Source organism: Dyella humicola, from assembly GCF_026283945.1.
GTDB lineage: Bacteria > Pseudomonadota > Gammaproteobacteria > Xanthomonadales > Rhodanobacteraceae > Dyella > Dyella humicola.
This window is the reverse complement of record NZ_JAPDPC010000001.1, coordinates 2,924,530-2,938,749: the sequence shown is the minus strand read 5'-3', so window position 1 is coordinate 2,938,749 and position 14,220 is coordinate 2,924,530. Positions and strand designations below refer to the sequence as shown.

Annotated in this window: 6 protein-coding genes; 3 read left to right on the top strand and 3 right to left on the bottom strand. The window is 63.6% G+C overall.

Translation table 11 applies throughout. The features are described from left to right. The first annotated feature begins 15 nt into the window (after window positions 1–15). The 3 genes from OUZ30_RS12895 to OUZ30_RS12880 are packed head-to-tail and all read left to right on the top strand — an operon-like array spanning window position 16 to window position 4,779. Window positions 16–3,774 carry a pilus assembly protein gene (locus OUZ30_RS12895; protein WP_266182709.1) on the top strand — a complete coding sequence of 1,253 codons (3,759 nt, stop codon included), beginning with the start codon at window positions 16–18 and terminating at the stop codon, window positions 3,772–3,774. A gap of 13 nt (window positions 3,775–3,787) precedes the next feature. Beyond that, on the top strand, window positions 3,788–4,195 hold the full coding sequence (locus tag OUZ30_RS12885; protein ID WP_283255900.1) for a type IV pilin protein: 408 nt from the start codon (window positions 3,788–3,790) through the stop codon (window positions 4,193–4,195). Window positions 4,196–4,200: 5 nt separating this feature from the next. Next, the gene (locus OUZ30_RS12880) at window positions 4,201–4,779 is read left to right on the top strand and encodes a GspH/FimT family pseudopilin (RefSeq protein ID WP_266182708.1); all 579 of its coding nucleotides are present in this window, start codon (window positions 4,201–4,203) and stop codon (window positions 4,777–4,779) included. An 18-nt stretch (window positions 4,780–4,797) separates the two neighbouring features. On the opposite strand, the gene recD is transcribed toward OUZ30_RS12880, so the two are convergent. Genes recD through recC form a run of 3 tightly spaced genes read right to left on the bottom strand, consistent with a single transcriptional unit; the run spans window position 4,798 to window position 13,977 of the window. Beyond that, window positions 4,798–6,777, bottom strand: a complete 1,980-nt coding sequence (gene recD / locus OUZ30_RS12875; RefSeq protein ID WP_266182707.1) for an exodeoxyribonuclease V subunit alpha — start codon at window positions 6,775–6,777, stop codon at window positions 4,798–4,800. Further along, complete coding sequence (gene recB / locus OUZ30_RS12870) at window positions 6,767–10,426, bottom strand: exodeoxyribonuclease V subunit beta (protein ID WP_266182706.1); 3,660 nt, start codon at window positions 10,424–10,426, stop codon at window positions 6,767–6,769. Before recB ends, recD begins: the two co-directional genes overlap by 11 nt. Further along, window positions 10,423–13,977, bottom strand: coding sequence for an exodeoxyribonuclease V subunit gamma (recC, locus tag OUZ30_RS12865; RefSeq protein WP_266182705.1), 3,555 nt, complete (start codon window positions 13,975–13,977; stop codon window positions 10,423–10,425). The genes recB and recC overlap by 4 nt, the downstream gene beginning before the upstream one ends. Window positions 13,978–14,220: the final 243 nt, after the last annotated feature.

Below are 14,220 nucleotides of genomic sequence, written 5' to 3'. Positions count from 1 at the left end.
CCCGGAACAATGACCATGCCTAAAGCGAATTTTGCACGTCAGCGGCTGCAGCCCGCGTTCATCGGATTGGCGATGGGCGTGTTTGCCGGTACCTCTGCCGTATCCATGGCCGGCACGGTCGAACTCAGTCCAGGACCACCAGCAGCCACCACCTCGGTGGCGCCTAATCTGGTGCTGACATTCGACGATTCCGGCTCGATGACTTGGCGCCATATGCCCGATACGCGCCCCTATAGCAACGTTAGCTGGGGCGCTGGGAACGGGCAGACGGAGGCGGAGAATTACGCCTATCCGAGCGGGACCGCCGTTGGTCCCTATCTTTGCGCGGGCGTGATTGCTCCAGGCATCACGGACAGCAGTGATCCGCGTTCCTGGAGCATGAATGGTGTCTATTTCAATCCCGACAATACCTATGCGCCACCGGTGAAGGCCGACGGCACCAGCATGCCCAATGCGGTGTTCACCGCAGCCTGGGTCAATGGGTTCAAGGTCAACCGGCCCGCCAGCCCCGTTTCGGCAACGAATTACACGCAGAACCTTGCCACGCTCAGCTTTTGTGGAAACAAGGGAGCGGGCTACTACAGGTACACCGGCGCGGCGAGTACCTTGCCGGTGAATAGTTCGGGCCAGCTCACGACGCAGGCGATAGCCAATCTCTACACCGCCGGGAGCTGGACCTGGGTACCGCTGCCGGCGGCCCAACAGCAGAACTTCGCCAACTGGTTTTCGTACTACCGCACCCGCACCATGGCGTCGGTATCTTCCGTTTCGCATGCCTTCCAGCCGTTCAATGACAACGTCCGCGTCGCGTGGCAGAACATCAATGCGAATACCACGACAAATCCTTGGCTGACCACGGCGACGTCGATCTACAAGTTTGTCGACGGCACGACGACGAGCAATATGCGTACGCGCTTCTACAACTGGCTGTTCGCCATGCCGGATGCAGGCGGCACGCCGAATCGCACCGCCGCGTTGCGCGTGGGCGAATATTTCAAGAACCGCACGGGCGCGACCGACAATAATCCGTATTGGGACCGCGATGTCGGCAAGGAACTGGTATGTCGCCAGAACTACCACATTCAGATGACCGACGGCATGTGGAATGGGGATACGCCAACGCAGGGGGCGATCAACGATCGCGCTGCCATCAGCCGGTTGCCTGACGGGATCGGCAGCTTTTCCCTGTCGGATAGCGAAAGCAAGGTCGTGTGGAACGAGGAAAGCAATAGCGTCGAGACGATGGCTGATATCGCCTTCCGGTACTGGGCCACCGACTTGCAGGCGGGCGTGACGGGCGCCAGTCTGTTCGCGACCCCAGCCAATCGGCTCAAGGTGTCGTCCAATATTCCCGACCAATCCACCACGTTGTTCAACAAGCCACTGGCGCCGGATGCGGATCCGCGCACGAACAAGGAGATCTACTGGAACCCGGCCAACGATCCGGCCACCTGGCCGCACCTGGTGCAGTACATGATTGGCTTCGGCGCTTCGGGCACGCTGTCGAACAATGCGACGACCTATAAGAGCCTGCGCAGCGGAGCCATCGCCTGGCCTGTGCCCGTCGTGGGAACGGACGATGGCAAGAAGATCGATGACATGTGGCACGCGGCGCTCAACAGCCGCGGCGTGTTCTTTGCCGCCAGCAATCCTTCCACACTCAGCAATGCGTTGAAGAACATCATCAACAGCATCGTCTCGCGCAACACCACGTCGGTGTCGGGGAGCCTGAGCTCGGCGGTTCTTACCGAAGGCGCCGTAACCTACCAGGCGGGCTACGACACCAATGACTGGAAAGGGAGCCTGACGGCCAATACGGTCAATACCGATGGAAGCATTTCAGCGGCTGCGCTATGGAATGGCCGCAGCTTGCTGGACACGCGGGCGAAGGCCGGAGACAGCCGGGTCATCCTTACCAGTACAGGCCTTGGCACGGGGAAAGGTGCCGCCTTCCGCGGCGCCACGGTTGTGAGCGCGATCAATGCGGTGGACGCGGGTTTTGGCTCGGGGACCACGACGCCTGCTGGCAGCGACCGGCTAGGCTGGTTGCGTGGCGATCAGAGCAAAGATGGCACCAGCTTCCGGCAGCGCAACTCTGTGTTCGGTGCGGTCGTCAATGCGCAAACGCTTTATGTGGCACAGCCGAACGGCGGGTACGGCAATACCTGGCCGGCAGGTTCTGCGGAAGCCTTGGCTGCCGCCTCGGGTAAATCGTATGAGAAGTTCCGCGCCGATCATGCCAAGCGTGCGCCCACCGTCTATGTGGCGGCGAACGACGGCATGCTGCATGCGTTTGACGCCACCACCGCGTCGACGCTTGCCAGCTCAGTCGACGTCACGCCGAATCCAGGTGCGGAGCGCTGGGCCTATGTGCCTTATTCCGCTTTTAGCCGCCTGTCCGGCTGGTCATCACTGGACGATTTCAAGTTCATGCCGTCGGTCGATGGCACGCCTGTGAGTCGCGATGTCTATTTCAGTACGGGTAGCAGCCAGGGCTGGCACACCATCCTGGTAGCCGGTTTGCGGCTGGGTGGCCGGGGTGTCTACGCGTTGGATATTACGGAGCCGTCGGCCACTGAAGGCGGCACTTCCGGCAAGGTCATCGGACCCGCCGAAAAAGTGCTGTGGGAATTCAACCACACCCTTCCGGCAAGTGGCGGCAACAATCCCGCCAATCTGGGTTACACCTATGGCAGGCCCAATATCGGCAGGCTGGCCAATGGCAAGTGGGTCGTCATGGTGCCGGCTGGCTATTTCCCGACAGGGAGCACCGAGCCTGCGGCAAGCAACGCGTTCAGTTCGCTGTTCGTGCTTGATGCGCAAACGGGTGAATTGCTCCGAGAGCTGAGGACGCCTACCAGCGTCAGCGGTCTGGCTGGCTCCATCGAGAGTTACGGCCTGACCACGCCCGTAGTGGGCGATTACAACAGCGACCAGATCGATGACGTCGCCTTTGCGGGCGATCTGCTGGGCAATCTATGGCGCTTTGATCTGACGGATAGCAATCCTGCGAATTGGAAAACCGAGTTGTTCTACCGTCCCCAGAACCCGGGCTATCAGCCCATCACGGTGATGCCGCGCCTGTTTCCCGATGCCGCTGCGGGTGGCTTCATGGTGTTGTTCGGCACGGGCAAATATCTCGGCGGCATCGACAACGTCATCGACGCCAATACCAGGGTGCAGTCCATCTACGGCATGCGCGACGCAGGTTCCGCGGGGCAGGTGCCGATCATCGGCGGCAGCTCGTCGAGCCCCCTGGTGAAGCAGACGATGGTCGAGTCTTCCGGCATACGAGGCCTCACCAGCAATCCGGTTCCGGCCAAGACGACTGGCGGCACGGCCATTCGCGGTTGGTCTATCGATCTCGATATCAGCTCGGCCAAGGGCGAACGGGTGGTGGTGGACGCAACGGCGATCTTCACCACCAATCAGGCGATCGTCACGACGTTGATACCGCAGAACAACGACCCCTGCGATCCCGCGCCGCGCGGCGCGCTGCTGATACTCGATGCGCTGACGGGCCAAGCCAATCTTGGCGGCAGCTACGGAAGCCTTGCGGGCTGGCCCGACGGTTATGCGCAAGCAGGACTGCGCGTAAAAAATCCGCCGACAGGTGGTTTCCTGCCGGTGTCCTCGTCGATGGGCGGTGGTCTTGCCTACGTGCCCGGCTTGATCGCGGACACGGGCAATCAGGCGCTTGATGGCAAGGCGCCTTCGTTCGGCATTCCCGTCTGGCGCCGGCGATCCTGGCGAGTGCTCAACAATGCGGACTAACCGGGAGCGCATCATGCGGCGTGTGCACGGCTTTACCTTAATCGAGCTGATGGTCGTGGTTGCGATCATCGCCGTACTTGCAGCATTCGCCGTACCGGCCTATAGCCGTTACGGTTATCGCGCACGGCGAACCGATGGACAGGAGTTGCTATTGCGCATCGCCACGGCGCAGGAGCGCTACTACGCCACGTACAACAAGTACGGTGCACTTGCAGACCTGGGCTTCGCCGATCCCGCGCTATCCGATAACGGCTTTTACTCCGTGTCGCTGTCGAACCAGACAACCTCGACGTACATGGCCACGGCGACTCCTCGCAGCGCTCAGCAAAGCGATGCGTGCGGATCGTTGCAGCTCGATGGCATGGGCACGAAAACATCGGCGGCGGCGGGCAACGTCAGCAGCAATGGCAATTGTTGGTGATGATCATGGCCAAGCACCGTTCCAGGCATCGCGGCTTTACGTTGGTGGAACTGATGGTGACGTTGGCGGTCATCGCGATTCTCGCCATGATTGCCGTTCCCAATTTCGGCAGCCTGACGCGCCGTCATCGCGTGGCCTCGGTGGCCAATCAATTGCTGGCGGATTTCACCTACGCACGAGCTGAGGCTGCTACGCGCGGAAAATACGTATCGATCTGCGCCAGCCGCGACGGCGGCACCTGTAGCGAATCGTTGGACTACGCGTCCGGTTGGATCGTCTATGTCTATCCCACAGGGGGCGATGGCGCGAATCAGTTGTACGACGCCAGCAAGGCGGACTTTGCCTTGCTGCGAGCCACGGGGATGCAGCAAGGTGTGGCCATCGCGGCGTTGGATGCCGCTCCTTTCACGTACGGCCAGCAAGGGGAGGGGAGGCGTGACTCGTTCGCTCTTATCGTCTGCTCGCGGCCGTCGAGCGGCGCCCAAGCGGAAACTTCAGCTGCCGTACCAGGTATCAAGGTCGGCTTGATCAGTTCCGGGAGCGTTGTGCTCGGCCCGCTGCCGTCCGGCAGCAACTGCTCTTGATCGCCGGCGTGGGGCCGGCTATCCGGTCACCTGCCAATGCGCATGCAGCCCTGAGTGTCGATATACCGGCTGGCCGACGGTTTGTTCCACGATGGACATGGCTGCCCACAGGCTGAACCACCTTCGCGCACGCGTTATTCCGGTATAGAGCAGTTCGCGAGTGAGGACTGCGTTGGGCTCATCGGGAAGCACCAGCGCGGCGTGGTCGAATTCGGAACCCTGTGATTTGTGCACGGTCATGGCATAAACCGTTTCGCGCTCGCCCAGGCGCGAGGGCAGTACGAAGCGGATGCGCGTCGCGGTATCGCCGGCGTCCCCGGCTACCTCGAAGGCCACGCGTAAATGCAGCACGCCATGTTCGTCGGGAACGCGCAGTGCTATGCCGACATCGCCATTCATCAAGCCTAGGCTGTAGTCGTTGCGAGTCACCAGCACGGGGCGGCCTTCGTACCATTCGCGGCTCGCGTCGATCAGTCCCGCTCGGTGAAGGATGTCGGCCACCTGGCGATTGAGCCCGTCGGCACCCATCGGGCCCTGGCGCAGCGCGCATAGCAGCTGGAAGCGGCCGAAGCTCTGCAGCACGCCACGGGCCCATGTGTCGAACAACGCCGCGTCGGCATCGGCGCGAGGGCGCTCCTGGCGCATCCATTCAAGGTAGTGACGATAGCCTTGCGGCGAGGCATCGTCACTGCGCGCAGAAAAGCGATTGGCGCCACCGTCGAGGACAAGTTCGGCAAGGCGTTGCGTTTCGCTGGAAGGGTTCAGCCATGCAATATCGATATGCGGCCGCCTTAACAGCTGCCGCACTTTTGCGACGTCGCCTTCGTTCGTTGCTTGAGCGAGCACGCCGATGCCACTTTCGGCACCGAAGCGATGGCTAAGGCGGAGCATCGCCACATGCTGGTCCAGTGGGGCGGCATCTGTGCGCACCCAGGCATCGACATCGTCGCCGGTGGTCTGGCGCAGCCAGTCGGCGGTTGTCGGACTGTAGTGCGCGGCTTCTGCTCGGCGGCAGAGGTCGCCCAGCACGGCACCCGCTTCCACGGACGAGAGCTGGTCCTTGTCACCGAGCAGGATCAGCTTCGCATCATCAGGTAGCGCGGCGAGCACCGCCGACATCATCTCCAGATCGATCATCGAGGCTTCGTCGATGACCAGTACATCCAGGTGCAGCGGATTGCTACGGTCGTGGCGAAAGCGGCGCGTATCCGGCCGTGCGCCCAGCAGGCGATGCAGGGTATCGACTTGGCTGGGAATCGTTGCGCGCACGTCGCTGTCGACATCGAGCTGTGCGATCTGCGCGCTGATCGATGCCTGCAGTCGCGCCGATGCCTTGCCCGTGGGCGCGGCCAGGCGAATGCGCAGCGGACGGGGGGAGTGGTTGCGCTGCAGGGTCTGCAGCAGGCCAAGCAAGCGCACGACGGTCGTGGTTTTGCCCGTGCCCGGGCCGCCCGTGATGACGGTGAAGGCGCCGCGTGCTGCCAATGCGCAGGCGATACGTTGCCAGTCGGGGAGGTGGGAGACCTTGGCGGGAAACAGGCGCGCCAATTGTTCAGCCAGTTGTGGCGGCGCACTGGGTGACTGGCTCAAACGAAGGCTGATGGCCTGCGCCACACGTTGCTCATGTTGCCAATAACGGCGCAAATAGAGCCGATGACCGTCGAGTACCAGGGGTGAGGCAGCGCGATCACCCACGTCAGGCACGGCGACGAGGATCGAGTGCGTCAATGACCTGGGATCGGCGATGGCAGTCGCGATCAGTGCACGCCAGCTCGATGGCCACGCGAACTCTTCGGCCAGTGGCTCCCACGATGCCAGATCGAGGCAGAGATGCCCGTCGGCCTGTTGCCGACTCACCAGCGCGCCGAGCAAGGGGAGCACGGCCGGGGCATGGGCGTCCTGCGCTGCGAGGAAGCGGGCGAACGCGACGTCAAGAGCACGTAAGGTACCGCGCTCGGTGGCCTGGTCCAGCAGGTCGAGCCTGGGGTCATGCCGCATGAGCGTGCACTCCCGTGGCGAACAGGCGATCCATCGCGTCGATCAGTGCCCAGGGCAGACGCTCCTGATGAACACCATGGCCGGCGTCGTCGATACCGCGCAGATACAAGTACGCTACGCCGCCCATATGACGGTCGTAGTCGTAACCCGGGAGGCGCGCGCGTAACTGGCGATGCAGGGCCAGCGTGTAGATGGCGTACTGCAAGTCATAGCGCTCGCGCAGGATTGATTCGCGCATGGTCGCCGGGGTATAGGCGCTGGCGTCGTTGCCGAGCTTGTTCGATTTGTAGTCGATCACGTAGTAACGCCCCTGATGCTCGACCACCAGGTCGATAAAGCCCTTGAGTAGTCCATTGATGCGTTCGGGCAGCAACGGTGTACGTGATTGGCCGTTGAGCGAGTGCGCGGTGACCAGCCGATCGAGCGCGAGCGTGTCGACATGTTGGGCCTCGAACCAGAATTCCATTTCGGCGTAGTAACCATCCACACCGGCAAGGCTGGCCGATGCGCCATCGGGCAAGGCGAGGTGTGTCCGAAGCAAGGCCGGCATCCAGCGCGACAGCAGGGGAATGTCGGCTTGCCAGCCGCGCCGTTGGCAGCGTCGGGCGATTTCTTTTTCCAATCCGCTGGCGTCACCCGCAACCGTCACGAAACCCTCGTCGGCCGCCCATTCGAGCAGGTCGTGCAGGAAGGTGCCGGCCTCAGCGCCGGCGTGGAAGGCGTGCATGCCCTGCGCGTGGATGGGCAGGAACTCTGCCATGGCTGGTTGCTTGCTGCCCAGCTCGATAAGAACGTCCTGCGTTGCCGTCTCCGGCGCGGGCACCGGGACCCGTTCCGCCTCGGCATATCGCAACGAGCTGTAGCTTGCGACCCACCAGCGTTCCTGGGCACCGCCGGTATAGATGCGCGCATCCCACAGAGGGGTAATGTCTTCCTCGGCGGTCCTGAGAAGATGCTGCTCGGGCTGCAGCAACATCTCGATGTGCAGGTCCGGATGGCCTCCACGCAAGCTATCGAGGCGGCGCATCAGCTCGCCCGGCTGGATCGCCTCGCCACCGGACAGCACATGGCCAAAAGCGGACTTGTGCAGAGGCGTTGTCCTGGGGCCGCCCACGCCAGCGATGCCCAGCCAGCAGGCATAGCGCGCGCGGGTCAGTGCGACATAGAGCAGGCGAAGATCCTCCTGCAGGCGCTCGCGATCGGCGAGCGCGCGTGCCGCGTCGTCGGCGCGCAGATCCATCTGGGGTTCGCCTTCGGCGTCATGCCACAGAAAGCTGTCATCGCGTTTCACCTCGCGTGCGGAGCAGATGAAGGGCAGCAGTACCAGCGGGTATTCCAGTCCCTTGGACTTGTGAATGGTCACCACCTTGATGAGCGCGGCCTCGCTTTCCAGGCGCACGATCTGCTCTTCCGCGGTTTCCGCCAGCGGGTCGATTGCCGTGGCCATCTGCGCGGCCAGGTAACGGATCAGCGCATGATCGCCGTCCAGGCTTGCGGCTGCGTGCTGCAGCAGTTCGGCCAAGTGCAGCAGATTGGTCAGCGCGCGTTCGCCGTCGGGCTGCACGAGCAAGTGAGCGGGGAGATCGAAGGCATGCAGCAGATCGTGGAGCATGGCCAGCACGCCATGGCGCTGCCACGTGTCATACAATTGGCGGAAGCGCTCGCCACAGGCTTCCCAGTGATGCTCGTCGAGATTGAGGCGGTCCAGCTCCGCGTCGCTTTGCCCCAGTGTCGGTGTGGCCAAGGCCGCGCGCATGCTGCGGTCGGACCCTGGATCTGCACAGGCTTGCAGCCAGCGCAGCAGATCGGCGGCCTCGGCCGAGGCATACACTGAATCGCGATCGGATAGATAGACACTCTTGAGACCACGCCGCTGCATTTCATCACGTACCCGCGCGGCTTCGGTGCCGTTGCGCACGAGGATGGCGATATCACCTGGCTTCAATGGCGTGACTTGGTTGTCCTGGCTCATGAAGCCGCAGCGTCCTTGCTGTGCCGCTGTCAGCAATTGCACGAGGTAGGCAGCGGCGTGCCGAGCCATCAAGTCGACATAGGCCGAACCGCTGATGGCTTCTGGTTTGTCTTCGACGGCCAGATGCATCGGTGGAAGCGGTTGGCCATCAAGCACAAGCCGATCGATCCGCCCACGCGCGGCGACCGGATGGAATGGCAACGCGCTGCTGCCATGTCCAAAGCCGAAGGCGCCCTCGACGTGGGTGTCGGCGTGCTCGAAGATGCGGTTGACCGCGCTCACCAGCGCCTGGGTCGAACGGTAATTGGTGTCGAGCGTCCAGGTTGGCTGCTGCGCGGTGGCGCGGGCGCGCAGGTAGGTATGGATGTCAGCCCCGCGGAACCCATAGATGGCCTGCTTGGGATCGCCGATCAGCAGCAGGCCGGTTGGCCCGCGTCCGGCGTAGATGCGGCGAAAGATGCGCCACTGTAGCGGGTCGGTGTCCTGGAACTCGTCGATCAAAGCGATCGGGTATTGCTTAGCGATGGTGTCGGCCAGTCTGCCGCCGGCGTGGCTGTGCAATGCGCCGTCAAGCCGCTTGAGCATGTCGTCGAAGCCGAGCTGGGAGCGACGTTGCTTGGTCTGTTCCAGTCGCCGGCTTACCCAGGTGGTGGCATGGGCCAGCATGGATGCCTGCAGCGGGACAAGTCTTGCCTGCGCCTCGACGCAAGCTTCGACGGCCAGGAAGGCGTCGTGGACGAGCGGTTCGGCGTTCTTGTTCTTGGCGGCGGCCAGCGCGGACTGGGTGTAGCGCTTCAGGGTCTCGCCGGCATCGGTTAGTCCCGAAGACCATTGGCGCAGCAGGACCAGCTCCGCCATGACCTTGTCGCGCTTCATCTTGGTGCCGTTGAGTGCACCTGCAGCCAATGCAGTGGCGAACATGCTCTCAATCGGCTCCACGTTCTCCAGCCAGCGCCGCCTTGCAGTGGCTTCGGCTGTGCTCGATGCGTCGACGCTGTGGCTGAATTCACTGAGCGCGCGTAGCGGATCGGGCAGCGGCTTGCCATCCAGGCGCAGGTTTTGCAACGGCCGGCGAAGCAGGGGACGAAGTGCCTTCAGCAGCGACGGCGGACTATTCCACCAGTGCGAAGCGACCGCCGCGCCATGGCGGTCGAGTGGGAAAAAATACGTGCGCCAGTAATCACGGACGGTTTCGGCGAGCAGCTCGCTTTCGTCGATCTCGGTGTCCTGCACGAAAGCGTGGCCGCTATCGAAAGCGTGTTGGCCCAGCATGCGCTGGCACCAGGCATGAATGGTGTGGATGGCCGCTTCGTCCATCCATTGCGCGGCCAGCTCGAGTTGCCTGGCGGCGCGTGCGCGCGCATCGGCATCGGGATAGGCAGCGATGAGCTCGCGCAGGAAGTCATCGGACGCGTGATCGTGACGGAAAGCCTCGGCGGCTTCGCTCAGGCGTTCGCGAATGCGCTCACGCAGCTCGGCCGTGGCTGCCTTGGTAAAGGTCAGCACCAGGATCTGGGCGGGCAGCAAGGGCTCGCCGTCAGTGCGACCGTGACCCAGCACGAGGCGCAGATAAAGCGCTGCGATGGTCCACGTCTTGCCCGTGCCTGCGCTCGCCTCGATGAGTTGGATGTCATACAGCGGCAGCTGCAGTGGTTGGAGCGGTGCGCTTGCGCTCACGCGACATCTCCCGGCGAGGCAACATCCATCAGGGGGCGGTAGAGCTCCAGCCAAGCCGTAAATCCGGCGGACTCCATGCGGGCGAAGCTTGGCCACGCGCGAGCGAGACAGACGTCCTCCTCGACTTCGCCGGGAATCTGGCTGAAGCCGCTGCCTGCGTAGGCGAGTTCGGCCTGTTTGCGGGCCTTGTCCTCGTCCTTGGCATGCTGCAGCCAGGCATAGGCGGTCTTGCGGGCTATCGGCAGCGGCGCGTTCATTCCTTCGCGCAGTGCTGCCAGCAGGTTGTCGGTCCACAGGGTTGCTTCGGCCTTATCCAGTACGCGAAGCAGCACTTGCGCATCCGCGCTGACGACGCGCGTCTGCAGGCGCAAGCCGTGGGCGTGAGCGAGCAGGTGGATCAACCAGGCGCCGATCAGCTTGTCATGGCGAAGGCCGCCATCCTTTTGCCGCAGTTTTCCGGTGACAAGCTCCAGGCGAACGAAGTGGGTCTCGTCACCGATACGCAGATCAGTCAGCCAGTCTTCGATTCGAACGCCGTGCGCGGTGTACTGCAGCTCGATCTTGTCGGCAGCCTGCGGCCATCGCCGGCAGGTCGCGAGCCAGGTGGCGGCCAGTTCGCGGGTTTCCCGCGCCAGCGTATCGCGCAGCAGTTCGCCGAATCCGCCAGGCGGCAGGGAGCCCTGTTCGGCGAGATGGCGAGCGGCAGCGTCGACCGCTTCGTCGGTATCGCCCGCCTGCACTGCCGCACGTAGCACGCTTGCGTTGGCGACGTGCCGCTCCAACGCATTCAGCGCGAACGGCTCGTCATTGGACGTCTCTTCTTTCAGGTCGGCGAAATGCACTTTCAGGCGGTGGTTATAGAAGTAGCGCACCGGCCGGTTGAGGAAGCCTTGCAGCTGGCCGATGCCGAGCGCAGCATCCGGTTCCCATCGCGCCAGCGCGTTGTCGCCATGCGCAGCGACGTGGGTGCGATGCGCCTGCCGCCATTCGCGCGCATAGGTGAACACGTGAGCATTCGAATCGGCGCTGAAGTATCGTCGGCTGAACGGTTGCAGCGGGTGCTCCGTCGTCATGGCCTCCATTAGCGCTTTGCCGGTCGAAGTATCGTTTGCGTCATCGCCGTCTCGATGCCAGCCGGCCGCGACGTAGTCGCGCAGTTGGCCGACGAGCACCGAGGGTGGCAGTGCGCTGTTGTCACGCACGTTGCGACCCACCCAGCTGATGTAAAGCGCATCGCGTGCGGAGATCAGCGCCTCAAGAAACAGGTAGCGATCGTCTTCGCGACGGGATCGGTCACCGGGCCGCGCATGGCCAGGCTGCGCCATCAGGTCGAAGTCGACCGGCGCCTGGCGACGCGGGTAATCGCCGTCGTTCATGCCCAGCAGACACACCACGCGGAACGGGATGGCACGCATGGGCATCAGGGTGCCGAAGCTCACCGCACCGCCCATGAAGCGTTGCGACAGGCGGCTTTCATCGATCGCCTTGAGCCAATGCTCGCGCACGATGCCGAGGGGCACGGGTTGCGCGAAGGCCGCCTCGGTACATGCTTGCTGCCAGGCGTCGAGGGCATCGCCAAGGCGCGCCAGTCGGTCGCTGTCGGCGGGATCGTCCGCCGCGAAGAAATCGGCGAGCAGCATCTGCAGCCGCTCATGCCACTGGGTCGGCGTGCCCGGTTCACGCAGCAACTGCCAATAGCGTTCCAGTTGATCGAAAAGCTCGGTGATCGGCCCAATCATGGCCGCATCCAGTCCGCCCACTTCATCGTAGGGTGCGATGCCTTGCCAGGTATCGGCATCGCCCACGGCGTAGCCGAGCAGCATGCGCTGCAGGCCGAAGCGCCAGCTGTTTTGCTCGATGTCGGGCAATTCGAGGCTCTGCTTCTGGCTGCCGTGCAGGCCCCAGCGAATGCCAGAGCCTTCGATCCAGCGTTTCAGCGTTGGCAGTCCGGCCTCGTCGATATCGAAACGTGTTCGCAGCGCAGGCACATCGAGCAGGTCCAGCACATCGCTTACCGCAAAGCGCGAGTCTGGCAGCGAGAGCAGGTGCTCAAGCGCCACCATCAAAGGCACTGCACCACGCGACGGTTGGTCTGCCAGGGAGTAGGGCAGGTGCCGCGGATCGTCGGCGGGCACCCGGCCAAATACCGCTTGCACATGCGGGGCGTAGGTCTGGATATCGGGCACCATCACGATCACGTCGCGTGACGACAATGGCGTGCCTTGGCGGCCCGCGTCCGCGAACATCGCCAGCAGCTGGTCGTGGAGAATTTCCACCTCGCGCTGCGGGCTGTGGGCGACGTGAAAACGCAACGAAGCATCGTTTGTCCGCCACGCTTTGCGTTGCGACGGTGCGGGCGGCAGCGGCTCCAGATCGAGAATGGCCTGCTGGATCTGACGCAGAAGCGTAGTGCCATCGGCATCGGCGAACAGGTCGATGCTGCGGTTCCAGGCGGCGAAGCGCTGGCGGTAGCCTTCCGGTTTGTCGAAGGCGTCGAGCAGTCGAATGTAGTCGCGGCCCTGGCGACCCCAGGCCGCCAGCAGCGGATTGGCGTGCAGATGGAGGTCTTCGTAGCGGGGCTCGGCCGGTAGGCCCGGCTTCCCAGCCTGGCGCCGCTGGTTCGCCTTAAGCAGTTCACGGTCCTCGATGATGTCGGCCCAGTAGTGGCGGCAGGGGTTGGCGACCAGCAGCATCACCTGGCTGAAACGAGCCAGCGCGGTCAGTGCCTCCAGCGTCTGCTGCGGCAGCGAGGACATGCCGAACACCACGACGCGTCGGGGCAAGGAGGCAGGCCGCGACGTCATGCTGCCGATGCGATCGAGGAAGGCATGATGTACCGCCGCGCGATGGTTGTGGCGTTCCTCGCCCACGTCATCCAATACGAGCTGCCACAGCCGGGCCTGCCAGCGCTGGTCATCGCCAAGCGGCGTGTGGCGGCTGCGCAGGTCGTCGCGAAGTTGATAGCGGCCTTGCTCCCAATCGGCGAGCCAGTCGGCGCGATAGACCTGGTATTGGTCGAACAGGTCGGCCACCCGCTCGGCCAGCTGGAAGCGCTTGTGCTCGTCCGGGTCGTCGCTGAGAAACTCGCGTAGCGGGGCGAAATCGGGTTCGTGCAGGTGTTCAGGTAGCAGTCGCAACAGTCGCCAGGCCAGGCGTGACTTATCGAACGGCGACGTCGTTGCCACGGCTTCGCGGCCGAGCACGCTGCGATAGGCCGCCCATAGAAACCGGCCGGGCAATTGCACATCGATAGCCGCACTGATGCCGAGGCCGCCCTCGCCAGCCGGACGAGCCAGCGCCCATTTCAGCCACTGCGCGATGCCGTTGCTCTGCACAAGCATCAGCTCGTCTTCCAGCGGACGTAGCGGTGCACGGGCCAGCCAGGCCATCAGAAGGTCGCGCAGATCCTCCATGCGGTTGCCATGGATGACCATCAGGCCTGGTTCGATGGGCGACTCAAGCGGCAAGTCCAGGGTGTGGCTCACGGTAGGCAGGGGGCGGCTTGGCTCATGGGGGGCATTCTCGCCGAGCGGGTGGAGGATGTCGCGCATCCTGCCCGTTCGCATTCTCAGCGTTCGAGAACGCGAACGTCGGGATGGAAGGCGACGTTCGCCTTGCCGCTTGGCGTGCGTGGCCGATCTTGCCAAGACAAGCGCCAATGCTGGCATGGGGCGTGCCGGCTTTCGCCCATCCAGTGCGACAGGCTTTACGTGATTTCAGACCATTCTCATGGAGACGCCCGATGGCCTGCCCCACACTTGCCCTCAGCCTCGTTGGGGTGATGGCGGGTCGCG